The following is a 20,819-nucleotide window of genomic DNA, read 5'->3' on the forward strand; positions in this document are numbered from 1 at the left end:
GTTATTTTTTTTCGTTTTCTAATAATTCTTTTAAGGCAATTAAATCAGGAATGTGAACTTGTCTGGCTTTACTACCTTCAAATTGTCCAACAATACCTGCTGCTTCAAGTTGGTCTATCAATCGACCTGCTCGGTTATAACCAAGCTTTAATTTTCTTTGCAATAAAGATGCCGAACCTTGCTGAGCAGTCACGATAACTTCTGCTGCTTTATCAAAAAGCTTGTCTCGCTCATCAATTTCGTTTTCTAAAGTTGCTGTTCCAGAATCTTCACTGGTATATTCAGGCAACAAGTAAGCATCTGGATAGGCTTTTTGTGAGCCTATAAACTCAGTAATTTTATCAATTTCAGGTGTGTCAACAAATGCACATTGCAAACGCACCAAATCATTACCTTGTGTGTAAAGCATGTCTCCTCTACCGATTAATTGATCTGCTCCACCAGCATCTAAAATCGTTCTTGAATCAATTTTAGAAGTCACCCTAAATGCAATTCTCGCTGGGAAGTTAGCTTTTATCATCCCTGTAATCACGTTGACAGATGGGCGCTGAGTTGCAATAATTAAGTGTATTCCAATAGCTCTTGCCAATTGTGCTAGTCTTGCAATAGGTGTTTCAACATCCTTGCCTGCTGTCATAATTAAATCAGCAAATTCATCAACAACAAGAACAATATAAGGTAAAAAACGATGACCGTTCTCTGGGTTGAGTTTACGTGCTTTAAGTTTCGCATTGTACTCGACAATATTTCTCACCATCGCATCTTTCAACAAATCATACCTTGCATCCATTTCAATACAAAGTGAATTTAAAGTATCGATGACTTTTGAATTATCTGTGATAATCGCATCATCAGTGTCAGGCAATTTAGCCAAGTAGTGTCTTTCGATTTTATTAAAAAGAGTGAGTTCAACTTTTTTCGGATCGACCAATACAAATTTGACTTCAGCTGGATGTTTATGATAAAGAAGAGAGGTCAAAATCACATTAAGTCCAACGGATTTACCTTGTCCTGTTGCACCAGCCATCAATAAGTGAGGCATTTTAGCTAAATCAGCAACAAAGGTTTCATTTGAAATGTTTTTACCAAAAGCAATTGGCAATTGCATTTCAGCTTTTTGAAACTTCTGAGAAGCAGCAACAGATCGCATCGAAACAATAGAAGGATTCTGGTTTGGAACTTCAATACCAATTGTGCCTCGACCTGGAATTGGTGCGATAATACGAATTCCTAAAGCTGATAAGGATAAAGCAATATCATCTTCAAGATTTCTAATTTTAGAAATACGGATTCCTGCTTCAGGGATTATTTCATAAAGTGTGACTGTTGGTCCAACTGTCGCTTTAATTTGAGCAATTCCGATTTTATAATTTTTGAGCGTCTCAACAATTTTATTTTTATTTTCCTCTAATTCCTTTTGATCGATTGTTATTCCAGCGCCTTTGCTATAATCTTTAAGTAAATCTATCGTAGGAAATTGGTATTTAGATAAGTCAAGCTTAGGATCAAACTCTCCAAAATTTTCAACGATCTTTTTACTTTTTGAATCTATTTCATCATCATCTTCCTCTTGTCCTGTTTCAACTTCTAAGCTTAAATCATCATCTTCATTTTGACTATCAATAACGATTTTTTGTGGTTGTTTTGCTTGTTCTTTTTTAGAAGAATCTTCTTCTGACTTTTTTTGATCTTCACTTGATGTTAAGTCATTTTCAAACTTAACTTCCGCAGCAACATCTGGCTTTTCGTTAAGCTTTTCTTTCTTTTCAATTTTGTCTGAAGAAGGTTGAACTTCTTGATCTTTATTTTTTTGATTGGCTTCTTTTGCTTTTTTGAAATCATTTTCGACAGCTTGTTTTTTTGATTTGAAAAAGTTTGAAATTTTTTCTGGAGTGATCTGTAGTCTTGCAACTAAATAAGCAATCATCATAAAAGCGATCAACAAACCAAGACCAATATCGCCGATGTAAACACTTAAATATTCTTTGATCTCAAAACCGACGACGCCTCCTAAAATAGGATATGTTTTACCGAAGAAAGCAAAAAATAGAGATAAGGTTATCATCACATAAATTCCCCAAAACCAAATATTTTTTAAACTTATTTTTTTGATTTCTAGAAAGAGTTTTAAACCAGTTAAAGCGATCATGAATGGCAGACTAAAAACAGCAACACCAAAACCGTCATAAATCAAAAAATAAGAAACAGTTGCACCGAATTTACTTAACCAATTGGCTGGTTTTTCTTGAGAACTGACAGCAGAACCAATTAAGCTTTGGTCACTCTCCCACGTAAACAAAAAAGAAACAAAAGCCAGTAAAAGCCCAACAGCAAACAGAAATAAAAAAACTCCTAAGAGTATTTTTTGTTTTCTATTAATCGAAAAACGCGGTGCTTTAAAACTTTTTTTTGTTTTTTTATTTTTCTTTTTTGCCATGTATTTTTTTGAGTTTGCAAAGATACAAATATAACATCATTCCTTTATTAAAAGAGAATGTGACTCACTAAAATAACATTAAAAAAAGATAAGGAAAGTAGATGTACAAACCGATTAAAATAGCAAAAATACAAACCATAAAGACAGCGCCAGCGGCTATATCTTTGATTAAACCAATTTTAGGATGGAGTTCAGGATGAATAAAATCAGCGACTTCCTCAATTGCAGTATTAAATGATTCTGCTCCCAAAACCATAGCGATTGCCAAGGTTTGAATTAAGAATTCAGTTTTAGTAATTCCTACAATAAAACCAATAATACTCACAATAAATCCGATAAATATCTGAACCTTAACACTATCTTCTTTTAATAGACGTAAAAAACCTTTCCATGCAGGAGTGATCGCTCGCCAACGCCCAAATAAAAAATTCTTCATCGATATATTTTATTTCTATTTACAAAAGTATCACTTTAAGATTAGATAGAAATTATTTTCAATTTTTTACAAAAAAAAGGGCAAACTTAAAGTTTGCCCTTTACTCCTAACTCGTCTTTCTTTTTCAGTAATCTATTGGTCAATCGACCCTAAAACACGTTTAGCAAAAGTATTTGCAGCATCCTTTTCAGACATGCCATCTTTTACCATTTTATCCATTTCAACAGCGCCAGCGATGTTTGTAATCAATTCACCAACAACATCCATTTCGTTGTCTTTAACTGAGCGGTGTTCACAAAACGATTCTAAAACTTCTAGAGTATTCTCTAGTTTTTCAGCTTCGTTATTTTTCTGCAAATGCTTAATGATTGGTAACTTCATCAACTAATTCTTTTAATGATTCAAATTTATTTGTTTGGACTTGATTGACAAACTCACCATTCTTGAAAGTGGCAAATGTTGGTAAGTTATTCACATTTGCTAATTTTCTAGATTCTGGAAATTTTTCTGCGTCAACAATAATAAAAGGAACTTCTTCATTCTCTGAAGCTAACTTTTTAAATTTCGGCTTCATCAATCGGCAGTTTCCACACCATGAAGCAGCATATTGAACAACAACTGTATCGTTATTTTTAACTTCTTCTGCTAAATTATCTTCTTTAATTTCTTTAAACATAACTTCTTTTTTTTTGAATCTAGCCGAAAGCTTCCTTTCGGCTAGATGTATTTGATTTATTTAGATGATAAGTAAGATGCAACGCCATCTCTGTCTGCTTTCATTGCTTCTTTACCTTCTTCCCAGTTTGCAGGACAAACTTCACCATGCTTTTGTACATGAGCATAAGCGTCAATCATTCTGATAAATTCGCTAACGTTACGACCAAGTGGCATGTGGTTTACACCTTCGTGAAATACAGTTCCTTCCTCATCGATAAGGTAAGTTGCTCTGTAAGTTACATTGTCACCATCAACAGTGATATGACCTGTTTCTTCATCATATCTTTCATTAGTAGTGTCCAAAATACCTAATCTGCTACTCAAGTTTCTGTTAGAATCAGCTAAAATTGGGTAAGTTACACCTTCAATACCACCGTCATCTTTTGAAGTGTTTAACCACGCAAAGTGAACTTCTGGCGTGTCACATGATGCACCGATAACAATCGTGTTTCTTTTATCAAATTCTGACATCGCTTCTTGAAAAGCGTGTAATTCTGTTGGACATACATAAGTAAAGTCTTTTGGGTACCAGAATAAGATGATTTTTTTATTTTCTTTTTTTGCTTTTTCTAAAATGTTAATTTCAAAAGTATCGCCCATTTCATTCATAGCGTTTACTTTTAAATCTGGAAATTTTTGACCTACAATTGACATAATTATTTATTTTTTTGTGTTAATATTCTGATACAAATTTAAGCTTAAATACTCCCTCAACAATCACTTTAACTTATCTTTTAATTATACAACTATAAGATTTACTTATAATGAATGACTAAATGATTAGTCTTACTAATTTTAAAATTTAACTTATAAAAAATCAGCTATTTAAATGAGATGACGTCGCTATTTTTATTAAAATTGTAGTTCATCAAATTATCTGTTTTAATGACAACTCTTTTTACACATATCAAATCTTTATTACAAACACGTGAAGAAACTGAGAAACCTCTTATTGGTGAAGAACTTCGTGATTTACCACATATTGATAATGCGTGGTTATTAATTGAAGATGACAAAATCAAAGGTTATGGTGTCATGGAAGATGATAATCTTCCTACAGCAGATAAAATCATGAATCTTGAAGGACGCTATATTCTTCCTACCTGGGTTGATAGTCATACACATATTGTTTATGCAGGTAATCGCGAACAAGAATTTGTGGATCGAATCAAAGGGTTGACCTATGAAGAGATTGCAAATCGTGGCGGCGGAATCGTTAACTCTGCTAAAACACTTGGCGATACAAGTTTTGAAGATTTATATGCACAATCAGAAGAACGTTTAAAAGAAGTTATCAAACTTGGAACAGGTGCTGTTGAAATCAAGTCGGGATACGGTCTCACAAAAGAAGCCGAACTCAAGATGCTGCGTGTGATACAAAAATTAAAAGAAAACTATAAGATCCCGATTAAATCCACATTTTTAGGTGCTCACGCCATTCCTAAAGAATATAAAGGAAAAGAAAAAGCTTATGTCAAAATGGTTATTGAAGACATACTTCCTGCAGTTGCCGAAGAAAAATTAGCAGACTATATTGATGTTTTTTGTGAAAAAGGCTATTTCGACTTGGAAGACACTGAAAATATGATTGAGGCTGGTAAAAAGTTTGGTTTAAAGTCAAAAATTCATGTGAACCAATTTAATAGTTTTGGCGGAATTCAATTGGCTGCTGAAAAAAACGTTTTAAGCGTTGATCATTTAGAAGAAATGAAGTTTGAAGATTACAAATCATTAAAGAAATCAGAAACAATTGCTGTTGCACTTCCTTCTTGTTCGTTTTATTTAGGAATACCTTATTCTCCAGCTCGTGAAATCATCAAAAATGATATTCCTTTTGCATTAGCAAGTGATTTTAATCCGGGAAGTACACCAAGTGGTAACATGAATTTCGTCATTTCACTTGCTTGTATAAAAATGAAGATAACACCTGAAGAAGCTATAAATGCTGCAACTTTAAATGCTGCATTTGCTATGGAACTCCAAGATGAAGTTGGAAGCATTACTACTGGAAAAAAAGCTAACTTTATAATCACTGATAGAATTCCTTCATTCGGATTTTTACCTTATGCATTTGGTACAAATAGCATTGATGAAGTCTGGATAAACGGCAAAAAATTTGAATCATGAGCTTAAAACTATACACGACTGCAGATTACGATAAATACACGAAAATAAGGGTTGGTGAAACCAAATTTGGTGAAGAATTATCACCTATACAGCAAATTGAAGATTTAGCATCACACCACGCAAAGTTTGTTGTTCTAGGTGTTCCTGAAAATATAGGAATTAGAGTTAACCACGGAAATTCAAATGCTCATAAAGCTTGGGAGTCTTTCTTAGGTGCGTTTCTAAACATCCAAGTCAATGCCTATAATAATGCGCATGATGTTTTATTACTCGGAGAAATTATCACAAAAGATTATATGCAGCAGGCTGAAAATATGAAGATGCCTGAAGATACTGATGAAATGGGGAAATTAGTGGAGCAAATTGATGATGATCTTTCTAAAATCATCAAACTAATCGTTGATGCTGACAAAATCCCTATCGTTATTGGTGGCGGTCATAATAACGCATTTGGGATGATTAAAGGAACTCATCTGGCTCTTGAAAAACCTATCAATGTTATTAATATTGATGCGCATACAGATTTTCGACGACTCGAAAATAGACATAGCGGAAATGGCTTTTCTTATGCAAAATCAAAAGCCTATCTCGATAAATATTTTGTTTTTGGATTACATAAAAACTATACATCAGACGCGATATTTAAAGAATTTGATGATTCAAAATCTTTAAAATATGAACTCTATGAAGATCTTGAACATTTAACAACGCTTGATAAAACAGTTCGTTTTAAATCAGCCTTAAATTTTGTTCAACAGAACTTTGGTCTTGAGCTAGATTGTGACGCGATACAGGATTTCCCTTCAAGTGCACAATCACCTTCAGGATTTAGCATGCCAGAAGTGAGAACTTTTATTAAAATAGCTAGAAAAAGCAAATGTCAATATTTACATATCTGTGAAGCTGCACCTCATGAAACAATGCAAGTTGGAAAAGCGATTAGTTATTTTGTAAGTGATTTTATCAGAGCTTATTAATAAATCAATAATTACAACTTTAAATTCAAGCCAAAGAAGCTCGATGCACCAGCACGATTAAATTGTGAATAAGCATAGCTGAATCTCCATTTATTAAAGCGTAAAGAAAAGCCACCAGATAAACCTGCAAATGCACGTTGATCATCAATTCTCAATTCTTCACCTCTTCTAAAACTATAACCGAGTTGAATATTAAAGCCACCTTCAGGAAAAACTTCAACACCTAAAATACTATGTCTTAGAATGTTATTAAAAAAACTAGGATCGTCTCTTGTGATATTTCCTTCTAAATCAACTTCATCTCTATTTGTATTTCCAAAAGCGATATTCCAAATCTGAGCCTGATCGTAAGTCACATGCCAACGGATAGGAACATTTTTAAGATTTTGAGAAATTCCTAAAATAACTTCAAAAGGTAAATCTTCTCGGATGTCATCATAAGCTTTAAATTGATAGCCTATATTTCTTAAAACACCAGAAACAACTAAGTCCCATTCTTCATAAATATAAGATACTCCCAAATCTACAGAAGTGGCAAAGGATGTGTATTGTTCTAACTTTGAAGTGATTAAACGAAAATTTGCGCCCGCGTAGAAATCACTTCGACCAATTTGAGTTGCATAACCAAACTGTAATGAAGCTTCATTACCTGAGAAACTTGATGTTGAATTTCCATTTTCATCATAACCATCAAAACTTCCATAGTTAATGTAAGTCATACTCGCATGAACCACTTGTGTGCGTCTGTCAATTAAATGCGCAAACGAAGCCGTCCCGTAGTTGATGTCTGCGAGATAATTCATATAATTTACACTCAAATGATTATCCATTCTGTAATTAATCAAAGATGGATTGACAATCGCGTTTGAAGGATCGTCATTAAGAAGTGTTATATTTTTGCTTCCTAAAGCCGAAATTTTTGGTGACACTGGTAAATTGAGAAACTCATAAGTTGTCTTTCCTCCTATTTGTGCAAAAGCAGCACTTAGGTATAAAAAACTAAAAAAAACAAAAATGAATTTCATTGAGACAATTTTGAAAAGGCTATTGTTTAAACGATTGATTTGCATTTTTATTTTTAAACAAACCCGCACAAAAGTATAAAAAAAACCGAGTCTGTAAACTTGACTCGGTTTTTAAAATATGAGAACTTCAATAGTTTAGTTTATAAAACTTTTGCATCCTTAACTTTTTGCTTCGTTATGGCAATGTCTAAAACTTCTGACATTTCCCTCACATAATGAAACTTCAAGCCCTTCAAGTAGTCTTCTTTGATTTCTTCAATATCCTTTCTATTATCTTCACACAGAATAATTTCTTTGATTTTAGAACGTTTAGCCGCTAGAATTTTTTCTTTAATTCCACCAACTGGCAAGACTTTACCTCTTAAAGTAATTTCGCCAGTCATCGCTATATTTTTCTTGACTTTACGTTGCGTAAATAAAGAAACCAATGAAGTTAACATTGTAATCCCTGCGCTTGGTCCATCTTTAGGAGTCGCACCTTCCGGAACGTGAATATGAACGTTATAATTAGAAAATATATCAGGATTCACTTCAAATTTTTCTGCATTCGATTTGATATATTCCATTGCAATTGTTGCAGATTCCTTCATCACTTTACCAAGGTTTCCTGTAATTGATAAATTTCCTTTTCCTTTAGACAGAATTGACTCAATAAAGAGAATATCACCTCCTACTCTTGTCCAAGCAAGACCAGTGACAACACCTGCAACATCATTATTTTCAGAAATACTGCGTTCTACTTTAGGTGGTCCGAGAATTTCAACAATTTTATCAGAAGAAACCTTGACGTCATATTCTTCCTCAAGAGCTATAGATTTTGCAATGAAGCGAACAACTTTTGCCAATTGTTTTTCTAGACTTCGAACACCAGATTCACGTGTGTATCCTTCAATAATATCTTCTAATTGCGTTTTACCAAGTTTGATATCTTTCTTCGTTAAACCATGTTCATTAATTTGTTTTGGAAGTAAATGTCTTTTTGCAATCTCAACCTTTTCTTCAATCGTATAACCGCTAACATTGATAATCTCCATACGGTCGCGCAACGCTGGCTGAATTGTTTGCAAACTGTTCGCTGTTGCAATAAACATGACCTTCGATAAATCGTAGCCTAACTCTAAAAAGTTATCATGAAATTCACTGTTTTGTTCAGGGTCTAAAACCTCAAGCAATGCTGAAGATGGATCACCTTGATGACTACTCGCCAACTTATCAATTTCATCTAAAACAAAAACAGGATTTGATGTTCCAGCTTTTTTCAAACCTTGAATAATACGACCTGGCATTGCGCCGATATAAGTTTTACGGTGACCTCTAATTTCTGCTTCATCTCGCAAACCACCAAGAGAAACTCTCACGTATTCTCTGCCTAAAGACTCAGCAACAGAACGACCTAATGAAGTTTTTCCGACACCTGGAGGTCCGTATAAACATAAAATCGGTGACTTCATGTCATTTCTTAGTTTAAGAACAGCGAGGTATTCAATAATTCTTCTTTTCACATCCTCAAGACCATAATGATCTTTATCAAGAACTTTCTGCGCGCGTTTCAAGTCAAATTTATCTTGACTAAATTCATCCCAGGGTAAATCTAGAAATAAATCTAAATAGTTTCGTTGAATTGAAAACTCAGCAACTTGCGGATTCATGCGTTGAAGTTTGGCAAGCTCTTTTTTGAAATGTTTATCAATCTCTTCATTCCATTTTTTAGATTTTGCACGCTCACGCATTTCTTCTATCTCACTTTCATTTGAAACACCACCAAGTTCTTCTTGTATCGTTTTCATTTGTTGATGAAGGAAATATTCACGTTGCTGCTGGCTCATATCATTCTGAACCTTTAACTGAATATCGTTTTTCAGTTCAAGTTTTTGAAACTCTAAGTTCATAAATTTTAAAGTCGCAAGCGCTCGATCTTTTAAATCGCCTGTTTCCAGCAACTGCTGTTTATCTTTGACTTCCAAATTCATATTGGAAGATACGAAGTTGACAAGGAAAGATGAACTTTCAATATTCTTAATTGCAAAAGAAGCTTCCGAAGGAATATTCGGACTTTCTTTGATAATGCGCAATGACAAATCTTTGATCGAATCGATAATCGCTTCAAATTCCTCATCAATATGAGGTGGTCTTGTCTCTTCAACTTCATTAATAGAACATCTCAAATACGGATCTTCACTGATCATCTCGTCAACTTCAAAGCGCTTTTTACCTTGAATGATTACTGTTGTGTTACCATCAGGCATTTTAAGAACTCTTAAAATGCGAGCAACGACACCTACTTTATGAATGTCTTTTATCCCTGGATCTTCCTCTTCATCATTTTTTTGAGCAACAACACCAATAACTTTGTCACCTTGATTAGCCTCATTAATCAGTTTGATTGATTTATCACGTCCCGCAGTGATCGGAATCACAACGCCCGGAAATAAAACTGTGTTTTTAAGTGGTAAAATAGGTAGATTACCTGGTAATTCTTCTTTGTTGATGAGCTCTTCATCCTCTGTTGTCATTAAAGGGATAAGTTCTGCATCTTCATCAATATGTTGTGATGACAAACTGTCAATATTAAATATTCCTGATTTAGCCATAGCTCTTATTTAGACATAATGTCAGTTATCTAACCGATCATTCTGTCATATTTATATTTTTTCTTTTATAAAATAGGTTTTCTATTTCAATTGGCTAATAAGGCAATTGGTATGCCAAAACTCAATAAACCAATGTTGATGCGGAGACATTTTGAAAAATACTTTAGACTGGAATAAAAGAGTATCAATTTCAATTTATTTTGATAAAAAAACAACACATTGACCAATAAGAAATTATAAAATATAAAATTATATCGAAATCGTTTTCGGTAGTTGAAATTATAGTTATTTTTGACGCGAAATTGACTCTCTTTTTATACAAAAAAATGAACACAACCAACACATTTGAAAAGGAACTCACTTTTCAAGCCAACCGCAGAAAATCTTCAGTTAAATTTATCAACATCGTCAACGATTTATTCTATGACAAATCCATCGAATTGGTTTTGTTTAGAAACTCATTGATTAACAAAAATGTGAGCGAAATACTTAGTTTACATGAGTATGCTGGTGAATTTGTTCAAAAGCCCATTTCGGTCTTTGATGTTTTAGAAATAGCTGAAGCGATACAAAGTTTAGACTTACCACCTTCTAAATTAGATATTGGTAAATTAACTTATGAGTATCATGTTGTAAAATCAAGCAACCCAATCAAGTTTGTCACAGACAAATTAAAAGGTGCTAAAAAAACATCTGACATTCAACCAAAAGATGTTGTTTTATACGGATTTGGAAGAATCGGAAGATTACTTGCTAGAGAACTTGCAGCAAAAACTGGGAAGGGCGACCAACTTAGATTACGCGCTATTGTAACACGTGGTGAAATCACGCAAACAGTTCTTGAGAAAAGAGCTTCTTTGTTAAAAAACGATTCTGTTCACGCTGATTTTAATGGCACAGTAAGCATTGATTTAGATAGAAAAGCTTTGATCATTAATAACACAACTGTTCACATGATTACAGCCAATCAGCCAGAAGATATCGATTATACATCTTATGGTATTGATGATGCACTCATTATTGATAACACTGGCGCTTTTAGAGACAAGGAAGCTTTAAGCAGACATCTAAAAGCTAAAGGAGCTTCAAAAGTTTTATTAACTGCTCCAGGAAAAGGCGTTCCTAATATTGTACATGGCGTTAATCAAAATGATTATGACACAAGTAAAGTAGACATTTATTCAGCAGCTTCATGTACAACAAATGCAATTACGCCAATTTTAGATGCAATCGACGAATCTTATGGTGTTAATCACGGTCACTTAGAAACAATACACGCTTACACAAACGACCAGAATTTAGTCGATAATATGCACAAAAAATACCGTCGTGGTCGTGCAGCTGCTTTGAATATGGTTATTACAGAAACAGGTGCTGGAAAAGCAGTTTCTAAAGCATTACCTAACTTAGAAGGTAAACTGACTTCGAATGCAATTCGTGTCCCTGTCCCAAATGGCTCACTTGCCATCTTAAATTTAACTTTAGAAAAAGAAACGACAAAAGATGAACTTAATTCAAAAATTAAAAAGTATGCGCTAGAAGGAAATCTTGTAGAACAAATCAAATATTCAATTGACAATGAGCTTGTTTCTAGTGATATTGTAGGCTCATCAGCTCCTGCTATTTACGATAGCCACGCTACAATTGTAGAAGGCAAAAGCAATAATGCTATTGTCTATATTTGGTACGATAATGAGTATGGTTACAGCCATCAAGTCTTAAGGTTAGCAAAATATATTGCAGATGTAAGACGCTTTACATATTATTAAAAATATGCTTTAATAATGTTTTGAGATCAACCCTTGGCTTTTGCTGAGGGTTTTTTATTACTTTTGAATTCTGTAAGAACAATTTAATAGACTAATTAGAGTTATTACCCCTAAAAAAGATCTGATGAAAATCAACACTAAACACATTTTTACGCTTTTCGCTTTATGTTTATCCTTTAGTTTATGGTCTCAAGAAGAGCTAAAACAAGGAGACCAACCAAAGGTTGAGACAAATAAAGCTATTCAAGATTTTAAAACTCTTATAAAAAAGTCAAATAATTTTAAGGAATATAAGGTTATTGAAAAAGTTAAAATCAATGCTGTTGAGCGTCAAGTTATTTCTGAGATTGAAAGTTTAGAATCTAAAATTGTTGATTTAAATAAAACAATCAATAATAAAGAAGAAGTTATTCAGTCTCATGAAACAGAAATTACAGACTTAAAAGAACAAGTTGAAGAACTGCAAAATCAACAAAACGAAATTAAATTTTTGGGCTCAATTCCTTTAACTAAAGGAAATTATAAGATTATCATGTGGTCTGTTGTTTCAGTTTTAATTCTTTTACTTTTATTTTTCATTTTTAAATACAGAAGAGGTCATTTAGTAAATTCTGAAATTAAAGAAAACCTGAGTAACCTTGAAAAAGAGTTTGATACTTATAAACACAATGCTTTAGAAAAACAGCAAAAATTAGGACGTCAACTCCAGGACGAAAAAAACAAGGTCAACAAACTTAAAAATGGTAATCAGTAAATAGCATTGAGTAAAAAGTATAAATTTTACGAATACCTTACTGAAAATACAGACTCAAGAATATGTAAAAGCATTCCTGACTCTGATTGTACACACGTACCCAAAAACTTTACACTAAATGTTGCTAACGGGTCACTGACAAAGTTAGCTGAAAAAATAATCAGTCCGAATTTAACCTTAGCATGGATTCTCAGTTTCCTCAGTGCACCAGTTTTTTTAATTGGAATGTTGGTTCCTATTAAAGATGTTGGCTCTCTTTTACCACAACTCATTGTCAGTGGAAAAATAAGGTCTTTTTCAATTCGTAAAAACTTCTGGACAATCTCAGCACTTGTTCAATCATTCTGTATGCTTTTAAGTGGTTTATTGGTTTACTTATACCCAAATCAAAACTTCACAGCCTATCTCATCGTTTTTTTATTACTGATTTTCAGCATTGCTTCAGGTATAGGTTCTGTCAGTTTTAAAGATGTCACTGGTAAAACAATACCCAAAGGACAACGCGGACAAATGCTCAGTTATCGCTCTACATTTGGTGGCATCTTAGCATTGATCGCAGGATTAATTTTAGTTTTTTTTATCGAAGGTGAAAATAGCAGCTTAACCTACAGTTTACTTTTTGTTTTAGCAGGAATTCTTTGGTTTTTTGCAGCGATTTTATTTTATAAAATTCAGGAAGAACCTGGCTCAACAAAAGGGGGAAGATCACCGATAAATGAAATTAAAGAAGGTTTTTCTATTATAAAAAAAGATACAAATTTCAGAAACTTCTTAATCACGAGGGCATTATTAATGGCCATTCCTCTATTACAACCTTTTTATGTTGTTTTAGCAAATAAGCACAGTGAGGATAATTGGAAAAATCTAGGATTTTTGATCATTATTTCTAGTGTTGCTCAAATCATTAGTAGCCCAATTTGGGGACGCTTATCAGATAAATCAAGTTTATTGGTTTTAAGGCTTGCTTCTGCTATTGCTTTATTCGGTATCGCTTATGCAATTTATATTTTGTTAAGTGATCAAGAGTTTAGCTTTTACTGGATTCTTCCTTTGTTTTTCATAAATGCCTTAGCTTATGCTGGAGCAAGGTTGAGTAGAAAAACTTATTTAGTTGATTATTCTCCTGAAGATGATAGGCCAACTTATGTTGCGATGGCAAGCACTGTGATAGGCCTTTTCACACTCATCACAGCAAGTTTTGGTTTAATAACTGAACAATTTGGACTTTTGTATCAATTTCTATTTTTTGCAGCCTTACTTTTGCTTTGTATTTTGATCAGTCTAAAATTAAAAACCATTCATCATGAGAATTGATATTATCAGTGTTGTACCCGATTTAATAAAAAGTCCTTTTGAAGGCTCGATCATGCAACGCGCCATAGAAAAAGGTTTTGTAGAAGTTCATTTTCATAATTTAAGAAAGTATAGCACAAACAATTATAAGCAAGTTGATGATTACCAATACGGTGGTGGAGCTGGCATGGTGATGATGGTTGAACCTATTGATAAATGTATTTCGGAATTGAAATCTGAACGTGATTATGATGAAATCATTTATATGTCGCCAGATGGAGAAACATTAAATCAAAAACAAGCCAATCAATTATCCCTCAAAGGTAATTTAATGATTTTGTGTGGCCATTACAAAGGTGTTGATCAACGTGTTAGAGATTTATTTATCACAAAAGAGATCTCGATTGGAGACTATGTTTTATCTGGTGGCGAACTTGGTGCAGCAGTTTTATGCGATTCAATTATCAGATTAATTCCTGGCGTTTTAGGTGACGAAACTTCTGCTTTAACTGACTGTTTTCAAGATAATCTCTTGTCACCTCCTATCTATACAAGGCCAGCCGATTATAAAGGTCATAAAGTTCCTGAAATCCTGTTAAGTGGCCATCAACAGAAAATTGAAGCTTGGCGAGATGACAAAGCCCTTGAACGTACAAAAGCATTAAGACCTGATATTTTAGAAGACTAAAGCTTTGTTTTTTTAGACAAAAAGAATTATTTTTGCAAGCTGTTACTAACCTCTGGCGAAAATCGTGAATGTTATTAGCACATAATCATAATTATAATAGAATGGATTTAGTAAAGTTTGTCCAAGACGAATTTGTTGAAAAGAAAGAATTCCCAGAATTTTCAGCTGGAGACACAATCACTGTGTACCACGAAATTACTGAGGGACAAAAAACAAGAACACAGTTTTTTAAAGGTGTTGTAATTCAGGTTAAAGGATCTGGATTATTAAAAACTTTCACAGTCAGAAAGATGAGTGGTATTTTTGGTGTAGAGAAAATCTTCCCAATGAACATGCCTGCTCTTCAAAAAATTGAAGTTAATAAAAAAGGTAGCGTTAGACGTGCTCGTATTAATTACTTCAGAAATCTTACTGGTAAGAAAGCACGTATTAAAGAAAAACGTTCTTAAACCAAACTATCTAAAGCTTGCATTTGCAAGCTTTTTTTTTTAGCCAATTATCAAATCTGAAATCATAAGCCTATAAATTATTATTATAGCTTTTTAATTGAAGATTTATTATCATATTAATAACTTAAAACATTACAAACTATGAGTCAAGATTCTTCTCACATTGTTTATACGAAAACTGATGAAGCACCAGCTTTAGCAACTTATTCATTTTTGCCAATTGTCAGAAAATTTACTGAAGCAGCAGGAATAAAAGTGACGTCTAAAGACATTTCATTATCAGCTCGTATTTTAGCCAATTTCGCTGATGTTTTACCAGCTGATCAACAAGTTGAAGATGCATTAGCTGAGTTAGGTGAATTAGCAAAACAACCTGAAGCTAACATCATTAAATTACCAAATATCAGTGCTTCAATTCCGCAATTAAATGCTGCAATTAAGGAATTAAAAGACAAGGGTTTTGATTTACCTGACTTCCCAATGGAACCAAAAAATGATCAGGAAAAAGAAATCCGTGCTAAATATGCAAAAGTTTTAGGAAGCGCAGTTAATCCTGTTTTAAGAGAAGGAAACTCTGACAGACGTGTTGCTCAGCCAGTTAAAGAATACGCAAAAGCAAACCCTCATTCAATGGGAGATTGGAGTGAAGATTCTCAAACTCACGTTGCTCATATGGAAAACAACGACTTTTACGGTACTGAAAAGTCTGTTGCAATGCCAGAAGCTGACAACATCAGCATCGAGTTAAAAACTAATAATGATACAAAAGTACTGAAGTCTGACTTAAAACTTGAGCGGGAAGAAGTTATAGATGCTTCTGTTTTAAACGTCAAAAGTCTTAAAGAATTTATCAGTAAAGAAATTGAAGATGCTAAAGCAAAAAACATCTTATTCTCTGTTCATTTAAAGGCGACGATGATGAAGGTTTCTGACCCTATCATCTTTGGTCACGTTGTTGAAGTTTATTTCAAAGATCTATTTAAAAAATACCAATCTGAATTTGAAAAAATTGGTGTTGATGCAACAAATGGTATTGGTGACGTTTTTGATAAAATCAATGAATTACCAAAAGATAAACAAGATGAGATTTTAGCTGATATTGAAAAAACTTACGAGGATCAAGCTGATTTAGCAATGGTTGACTCGCATAACAATATCACGAATCTTCACGTGCCAAGTAATGTTATTATTGACGCATCTATGCCGGCAGCAATCAGAGCTGGTGGAAAAATGTGGAATAAAGACGACAAAACGCAAGACATGAAAGCTGTCATTCCAGACAGAAGCTACGCAGGTATTTACCAACAAGTGATCGATTTCTGTAAAGTTCATGGCAAATTTGATGTTACAACAATGGGAAATGTTTCTAATGTTGGTTTGATGGCAAAGAAAGCTGAAGAATATGGCTCACATGACAAAACTTTTGAAATTCCAGCAGACGGAACTGTCGAAGTTAAAAACTCAACCGGAGATGTTTTAATGTCTCATAAAGTTGAAAAAGGTGACATCTGGAGAATGTGTCAAACTAAAGATTTGCCAATTAAAGACTGGGTTAAATTAGGCGTAAATCGTGCCAAAGCAACAGGAAATCCAGCGATTTTCTGGTTAGATAAAAACAGAGCTCACGATAGCCAATTGATTGAAAAAGTAAATTTATATCTTAAAGATCACGATTTATCTGGTTTAAAAGTTGAAATCATGGACCCTAAAGATGCAATGCAATATACTTTAGAACGTGTAAAAGCAGGAAAAGATACGATTTCTGTAACAGGAAATGTTTTACGTGATTATTTAACTGATCTCTTCCCTATCTTGGAATTAGGCACAAGTGCTAAAATGTTATCAATAGTTCCTTTACTTTCAGGTGGCGGATTATTTGAAACAGGCGCTGGCGGTTCTGCCCCAAAACATGTTCAGCAATTTTTAAAAGAAGGACATTTACGTTGGGATTCTTTAGGCGAATTTTTAGCTCTTGCAGTTTCTATTGAAGATATCGCTGATAAGAATAAAAACGAAAAAGCAAAAGTGATTGCTGATGCTCTAAACAAAGCGAACAGCTCTTACTTACAAAATGACAAGTCTCCTTCTCGTAAAGTTAATGAGATTGATAATCGTGGTTCACATTTTTACTTAGCAATGTATTGGGCAAAAGCGCTAGCTGAACAAACTGATGATGCTGAATTAAAAAGCAAATTCTCAACATTAGCTAAAGAACTTGAAGAAAATCAAGAGCAGATTACTAAAGAATTACTTGATGCACAAGGTCAAAAAACTGATATTGGCGGTTATTACTTACCAAATGAAAAACTGGTCACTGAACAAATGAGACCAAGTCAAACATTAAATAAAATAATTGACGCTTAATTATTTTAAACTAAGTTATTTAAAAAGCCCTGATTTAATTAATTCAGGGTTTTTTGTTTTAATAAGTATTTGATTTTTAATTGATTTAAAAATCATCATTAAATTCAAGTTTAAGTAGTAAGCTTTTTTCGTATCATGAATACGTTCTGTTTTTCTTAAAATCTGGTCAAGCATTTTAATTGCCTGTTCTAGATAAGGTCTTTTATTTAACATGACGCATTTAGCTCTTTGTCCGATGGCAGCATCGATGATCTCAGCTCTTGTCGGTATTCACTTTTTAGTCAGATTTTCTAATACTTGTGTTGACCATATCGGCGGTATTTGTGTTGAATTACAAATTTGCATGATTTCCTCCATAATAATTGCAAAGTCTTTGCATCCAGTTTCTATTGCTAAACATCCTCTAGCATCATAACACCAAAAGGGTAATTTTGCATTGCTTTAAGCAAAATACTCGGTAGATTTCTATATCTGCTCATCGTTTCAATTTTCAAAACAATTCCGATATTAGCGTTTATTTTTTTTAATTCATTTAATAATGATGTCACACTTTCGCTAATATTCATAAATGAAAAATTAACAACATCAGCATTTTGACAATAAATTTTAAATCAACCTTGTCTTTTTCTGTCAACCCCACTAAAATCGATTTGTGTTGATGGCAGATTAATACATTTATCAGCTCTTAACTTCCTTTCTTCTTAGCTTGTGTGATTTCAACCATTTTGAAATCTGGATGAATTTCAGTGACAACTCCTCCGATTTTACCATCATTAAAAAAGATTAGATCACCAATAGAAACATGTTTTAATGAATGGCAATGTGCAAGACATATGAGTACCCTCAGTAATATTCTCATCTCGAACACATGGCGATCCAATAATCAGTTTTTTATAAAGCTTTAATTGATTTTCTGTAGTTTCAGTAGGCTGAGAGACTATTATTGCTGTTTTTCGTTTGCTCTTGACACATTCGAAAAGATTTTCTGAATGTTGTTTTATAATAAATTGGCATCTTTTTTAGCATAAGAGTCCTTCTCATCAGAAGGTGAATCTTCTTCTACAAGTTATAAATGATCACTCTGAAACTTTTCATTCTATTTAAAATATCATTTTTAGATTCAAAAGAGACTTCATTACTCATTAAATATAATATTTCAGAATTGATAAATCTTATATGTCACTCTAATTAAAAAACACTAGATATTATTTTATTAAGAGGAGAGAATATGACTTTGATATCAAGAAACAAAAAAACCACCTTCAAAAAAAGGTGGTTAAAATATGAATTATAAGAAGCTAGATTACTTCTTGTACTTAGCGTATTTGTTTTTAAACTTATCAATTCTACCAGCAGTATCAACAAGTTTTGTCTTACCTGTGTAAAATGGATGTGAAGTTCTTGAAATTTCTAGTTTGATTAAAGGATACTCAACACCTTCAACCTCGAGAGTTTCCTTTGTATCAGCAGTAGATTTTGTGATGAATACTTCATCGTTTGACATATCTTTAAACGCTACTAATCTATAATTTTCTGGGTGTATACCTTTTCTCATTGTGACAACTATTTTATTCAGCTTGCAAATTTAGACAAAAACTTATATTGACCAAAATATTATTGAAAATAAATTTGATATTTTCTAAAATCATTTGAAATAAGTCTCGGCTCACTTGATAACTTTGAGCTGTTAAACTATATTTGTGAACTTTAAGATTGACTATGGAACAACAAGAACTCTCGCTCAAGCCTTATGCGCAAAATTACGGTTTAATTTATGGCGGCTATTCAATATTAGTATTATTGCTTTTGTATTTTTTCAACTACGACCAAAATACTGGGATTAGCCTACTTAGCTTTTTAATCAATACAGCTATTGTTTTTATAGCAATACATCGTTACAAGCTTGATAATGCAAACAACTTGAGTTTGTCTTCTGCAATAAAACTTGGTTTGGCTATTGGAGCAATCGGCGGTTTAATCTACGCAGTTTACATGTACATTCACTACACTTATTTACAGCCAGAGTTCATAACAACTTTAAAAGAAGGTTTAAAAACGCAGGTTGAAGCAGAAATAGAGCGCCAAAATTTAAAAGGTGAAGAAGCTGATACAACACGAGAAATAGCTACACTTTTTGCATCTCCATTTTTTATGGCAACTTCTGCCCTTATTTCCATTCTATTAAAAACTCTTTTTATTAGCTTAGTCGTTGGTTTGATTAAGAAGAATTAAATCTTGTCTATGCAGCTTTCAATCGTCATTCCATTACTCAATGAAGATGAATCCATCAACGAACTTTTTGATTGGATTCACCAAGTGATGCAAAAAAACAAATTCAGTTATGAATTGATTTTTGTTGATGATGGAAGTACTGATAATTCATGGGATATCATTCAAGATCTGTCATCGAAGAGTAAACAAATCAAAGCGATTAGATTTACCAAAAACTACGGGAAATCTCAAGCGCTTCATGCGGGGTTTAAAATAGCACAAGGTGATGTTGTCATCACCATGGATGCTGATTTGCAGGACAATCCTGAGGAAATTCCTGAAATGTATAAAACCATTACAGAAGAAAATTTTGATTTGATTTCTGGTTGGAAAAAAAAGAGATATGATTCAGTTTTATTTAAAAATTTACCTTCAAAACTCTTTAATGCTGCTGCGAGGCAAACTTCAGGTCTAAAATTACACGATTTTAATTGTGGTCTTAAAGCTTACAGAAATGATGTGATCAAAACGATTGAAGTTAAAGGTGAAATGCATAGATACATCCCTGTACTCGCTAAAAACGCTGGCTTTACCAGAATTGGTGAACAAGTCGTTCAACATCAGGCAAGACAACATGGCAAAACAAAATTTGGTCCTGAACGTTTTATTCATGGATTTTTAGACTTGATTACTATTTGGTTTTTTTCAAGATTTGGCAAAAGACCAATGCATCTATTTGGTGCTTTTGGCGTTCTAATGTTTTCCATCGGTTTTTTATCCGCTTTTTGGATAGGTGCCTCTAAACTTTATAAACTGTGGTTCAATCAGCCAAGCATCTTAGTTGTTGAAAATCCATGGTTTTACATTGCCTTAACAGCCATGCTTATTGGTGTTCAGTTTTTTATAGCTGGTTTTTTAGGAGAATTAATTTTAAGAAATAACAAAACAGATCAATCATATATTATTAAACAAAAAATTTGA

Annotated in this window: 21 protein-coding genes; 10 read left to right on the forward strand and 11 right to left on the reverse strand. The window is 33.2% G+C overall.

The window, feature by feature from the left end:
• Position 1 precedes the first annotated feature (1 nt).
• The 5 genes from BLV84_RS06780 to BLV84_RS06800 form a co-directional block, all read right to left on the reverse strand.
• Positions 2–2,437, reverse strand: coding sequence for a DNA translocase FtsK (locus tag BLV84_RS06780; RefSeq protein WP_093242123.1), 2,436 nt, complete (start codon positions 2,435–2,437; stop codon positions 2–4).
• A gap of 67 nt (positions 2,438–2,504) precedes the next feature.
• Positions 2,505–2,873 carry a diacylglycerol kinase gene (locus BLV84_RS06785; protein ID WP_093242128.1) on the reverse strand — a complete coding sequence of 123 codons (369 nt, stop codon included), beginning with the start codon at positions 2,871–2,873 and terminating at the stop codon, positions 2,505–2,507.
• 132 nt (positions 2,874–3,005) lie between these two features.
• Positions 3,006–3,254: a DUF6952 family protein gene (locus BLV84_RS06790; protein ID WP_093242132.1), complete on the reverse strand. Its 249-nt coding sequence runs from the start codon at positions 3,252–3,254 to the stop codon at positions 3,006–3,008.
• Positions 3,235–3,549 carry a thioredoxin family protein gene (locus BLV84_RS06795; protein WP_093242137.1) on the reverse strand — a complete coding sequence of 105 codons (315 nt, stop codon included), beginning with the start codon at positions 3,547–3,549 and terminating at the stop codon, positions 3,235–3,237. Before BLV84_RS06795 ends, BLV84_RS06790 begins: the two co-directional genes overlap by 20 nt.
• Before the next feature lie 56 nt (positions 3,550–3,605).
• Positions 3,606–4,244 carry a peroxiredoxin gene (locus BLV84_RS06800; RefSeq protein WP_093242141.1) on the reverse strand — a complete coding sequence of 213 codons (639 nt, stop codon included), beginning with the start codon at positions 4,242–4,244 and terminating at the stop codon, positions 3,606–3,608.
• 231 nt (positions 4,245–4,475) lie between these two features.
• On the opposite strand from BLV84_RS06800, the gene hutI reads away from it, so the two are divergent.
• Together hutI and BLV84_RS06810 are read left to right on the forward strand one after the other, a co-directional pair.
• Positions 4,476–5,717, forward strand: coding sequence for an imidazolonepropionase (hutI, locus tag BLV84_RS06805; protein ID WP_093242146.1), 1,242 nt, complete (start codon positions 4,476–4,478; stop codon positions 5,715–5,717).
• Positions 5,714–6,694 (forward strand): formimidoylglutamase, encoded by a 981-nt coding sequence (locus BLV84_RS06810; protein ID WP_093242151.1) that lies wholly within the window; start codon positions 5,714–5,716, stop codon positions 6,692–6,694. Before hutI ends, BLV84_RS06810 begins: the two co-directional genes overlap by 4 nt.
• An 11-nt stretch (positions 6,695–6,705) precedes the next feature.
• On the opposite strand, the gene porQ is transcribed toward BLV84_RS06810, so the two are convergent.
• Positions 6,706–7,719, reverse strand: a complete 1,014-nt coding sequence (gene porQ / locus BLV84_RS06815) for a type IX secretion system protein PorQ (protein ID WP_093242333.1) — start codon at positions 7,717–7,719, stop codon at positions 6,706–6,708.
• Between the two features lie 140 nt (positions 7,720–7,859).
• On the reverse strand, positions 7,860–10,310 hold the full coding sequence (lon, locus tag BLV84_RS06820) for an endopeptidase La (protein ID WP_093242156.1): 2,451 nt from the start codon (positions 10,308–10,310) through the stop codon (positions 7,860–7,862).
• A 326-nt stretch (positions 10,311–10,636) separates the two neighbouring features.
• Between lon and BLV84_RS06825 the strand changes: the two genes are divergently transcribed.
• From BLV84_RS06825 to BLV84_RS06850, 6 genes are all read left to right on the forward strand, one after another.
• A complete protein-coding gene (locus BLV84_RS06825; protein ID WP_093242160.1) occupies positions 10,637–12,079 on the forward strand; it encodes a glyceraldehyde-3-phosphate dehydrogenase in 1,443 nt (480 codons plus the stop codon).
• Positions 12,080–12,203: 124 nt separating this feature from the next.
• Positions 12,204–12,833 (forward strand): hypothetical protein, encoded by a 630-nt coding sequence (locus BLV84_RS06830; RefSeq protein WP_093242165.1) that lies wholly within the window; start codon positions 12,204–12,206, stop codon positions 12,831–12,833.
• A gap of 6 nt (positions 12,834–12,839) precedes the next feature.
• A complete protein-coding gene (locus BLV84_RS06835) occupies positions 12,840–14,147 on the forward strand; it encodes an MFS transporter (RefSeq protein ID WP_093242170.1) in 1,308 nt (435 codons plus the stop codon).
• Complete coding sequence (trmD, locus tag BLV84_RS06840) at positions 14,137–14,814, forward strand: tRNA (guanosine(37)-N1)-methyltransferase TrmD (RefSeq protein WP_093242175.1); 678 nt, start codon at positions 14,137–14,139, stop codon at positions 14,812–14,814. The genes BLV84_RS06835 and trmD overlap by 11 nt, the downstream gene beginning before the upstream one ends.
• Positions 14,815–14,915: 101 nt before the next feature.
• On the forward strand, positions 14,916–15,263 hold the full coding sequence (rplS, locus tag BLV84_RS06845; RefSeq protein WP_093242338.1) for a 50S ribosomal protein L19: 348 nt from the start codon (positions 14,916–14,918) through the stop codon (positions 15,261–15,263).
• Positions 15,264–15,404: 141 nt separating this feature from the next.
• Positions 15,405–17,627 carry an NADP-dependent isocitrate dehydrogenase gene (locus tag BLV84_RS06850; protein ID WP_093242178.1) on the forward strand — a complete coding sequence of 741 codons (2,223 nt, stop codon included), beginning with the start codon at positions 15,405–15,407 and terminating at the stop codon, positions 17,625–17,627.
• Between the two features lie 15 nt (positions 17,628–17,642).
• On the opposite strand, the gene BLV84_RS06855 is transcribed toward BLV84_RS06850, so the two are convergent.
• From BLV84_RS06855 to BLV84_RS06860, 4 genes are all read right to left on the reverse strand, one after another.
• Complete coding sequence (locus BLV84_RS06855) at positions 17,643–17,840, reverse strand: hypothetical protein (RefSeq protein ID WP_093242183.1); 198 nt, start codon at positions 17,838–17,840, stop codon at positions 17,643–17,645.
• Between the two features lie 179 nt (positions 17,841–18,019).
• Positions 18,020–18,193, reverse strand: coding sequence for a hypothetical protein (locus tag BLV84_RS12500; RefSeq protein WP_159429399.1), 174 nt, complete (start codon positions 18,191–18,193; stop codon positions 18,020–18,022).
• Positions 18,194–18,312: 119 nt separating this feature from the next.
• Positions 18,313–18,507, reverse strand: coding sequence for a hypothetical protein (locus tag BLV84_RS12445; protein ID WP_143521336.1), 195 nt, complete (start codon positions 18,505–18,507; stop codon positions 18,313–18,315).
• Between the two features lie 423 nt (positions 18,508–18,930).
• Complete coding sequence (locus BLV84_RS06860; protein WP_093242188.1) at positions 18,931–19,182, reverse strand: type B 50S ribosomal protein L31; 252 nt, start codon at positions 19,180–19,182, stop codon at positions 18,931–18,933.
• A gap of 164 nt (positions 19,183–19,346) precedes the next feature.
• Here BLV84_RS06860 and BLV84_RS06865 point away from each other — a divergent pair, with 164 nt between their 5' ends.
• Both BLV84_RS06865 and BLV84_RS06870 read left to right on the forward strand, forming a co-directional pair.
• The gene (locus BLV84_RS06865) at positions 19,347–19,859 is read left to right on the forward strand and encodes a DUF4199 domain-containing protein (protein ID WP_093242193.1); all 513 of its coding nucleotides are present in this window, start codon (positions 19,347–19,349) and stop codon (positions 19,857–19,859) included.
• 9 nt (positions 19,860–19,868) lie between these two features.
• Positions 19,869–20,819 carry a glycosyltransferase family 2 protein gene (locus tag BLV84_RS06870; RefSeq protein ID WP_093242198.1) on the forward strand — a complete coding sequence of 317 codons (951 nt, stop codon included), beginning with the start codon at positions 19,869–19,871 and terminating at the stop codon, positions 20,817–20,819.

It is taken from the genome of Psychroflexus halocasei (assembly GCF_900107595.1).
Lineage (GTDB): Bacteria > Bacteroidota > Bacteroidia > Flavobacteriales > Flavobacteriaceae > Psychroflexus > Psychroflexus halocasei.

Bases quoted from the DNA above. Each gene is read 5' to 3' on its own strand.
- trmD (WP_093242175.1), top strand. From the start codon at position 14,137: ATGAGAATTGATATTATCAGTGTTGTACCCGATTTAATAAAAAGTCCT.
- BLV84_RS12500 (WP_159429399.1), bottom strand. From the start codon at position 18,193: ATGAATATTAGCGAAAGTGTGACATCATTATTAAATGAATTAAAAAAA.
- BLV84_RS06800 (WP_093242141.1), bottom strand. From the start codon at position 4,244: ATGTCAATTGTAGGTCAAAAATTTCCAGATTTAAAAGTAAACGCTATG.
- BLV84_RS06785 (WP_093242128.1), bottom strand. From the start codon at position 2,873: ATGAAGAATTTTTTATTTGGGCGTTGGCGAGCGATCACTCCTGCATGG.
- BLV84_RS06870 (WP_093242198.1), top strand. From the start codon at position 19,869: ATGCAGCTTTCAATCGTCATTCCATTACTCAATGAAGATGAATCCATC.
- rplS (WP_093242338.1), top strand. From the start codon at position 14,916: ATGGATTTAGTAAAGTTTGTCCAAGACGAATTTGTTGAAAAGAAAGAA.
- BLV84_RS06860 (WP_093242188.1), bottom strand. From the start codon at position 19,182: ATGAGAAAAGGTATACACCCAGAAAATTATAGATTAGTAGCGTTTAAA.
- BLV84_RS06790 (WP_093242132.1), bottom strand. From the start codon at position 3,254: ATGAAGTTACCAATCATTAAGCATTTGCAGAAAAATAACGAAGCTGAA.
- BLV84_RS06795 (WP_093242137.1), bottom strand. From the start codon at position 3,549: ATGTTTAAAGAAATTAAAGAAGATAATTTAGCAGAAGAAGTTAAAAAT.
- BLV84_RS06825 (WP_093242160.1), top strand. From the start codon at position 10,637: ATGAACACAACCAACACATTTGAAAAGGAACTCACTTTTCAAGCCAAC.
- BLV84_RS06780 (WP_093242123.1), bottom strand. From the start codon at position 2,437: ATGGCAAAAAAGAAAAATAAAAAAACAAAAAAAAGTTTTAAAGCACCG.
- BLV84_RS06810 (WP_093242151.1), top strand. From the start codon at position 5,714: ATGAGCTTAAAACTATACACGACTGCAGATTACGATAAATACACGAAA.
- BLV84_RS06830 (WP_093242165.1), top strand. From the start codon at position 12,204: ATGAAAATCAACACTAAACACATTTTTACGCTTTTCGCTTTATGTTTA.
- BLV84_RS06855 (WP_093242183.1), bottom strand. From the start codon at position 17,840: ATGTTAAATAAAAGACCTTATCTAGAACAGGCAATTAAAATGCTTGAC.
- BLV84_RS06850 (WP_093242178.1), top strand. From the start codon at position 15,405: ATGAGTCAAGATTCTTCTCACATTGTTTATACGAAAACTGATGAAGCA.
- BLV84_RS06865 (WP_093242193.1), top strand. From the start codon at position 19,347: ATGGAACAACAAGAACTCTCGCTCAAGCCTTATGCGCAAAATTACGGT.
- porQ (WP_093242333.1), bottom strand. From the start codon at position 7,719: ATGAAATTCATTTTTGTTTTTTTTAGTTTTTTATACCTAAGTGCTGCT.
- hutI (WP_093242146.1), top strand. From the start codon at position 4,476: ATGACAACTCTTTTTACACATATCAAATCTTTATTACAAACACGTGAA.
- lon (WP_093242156.1), bottom strand. From the start codon at position 10,310: ATGGCTAAATCAGGAATATTTAATATTGACAGTTTGTCATCACAACAT.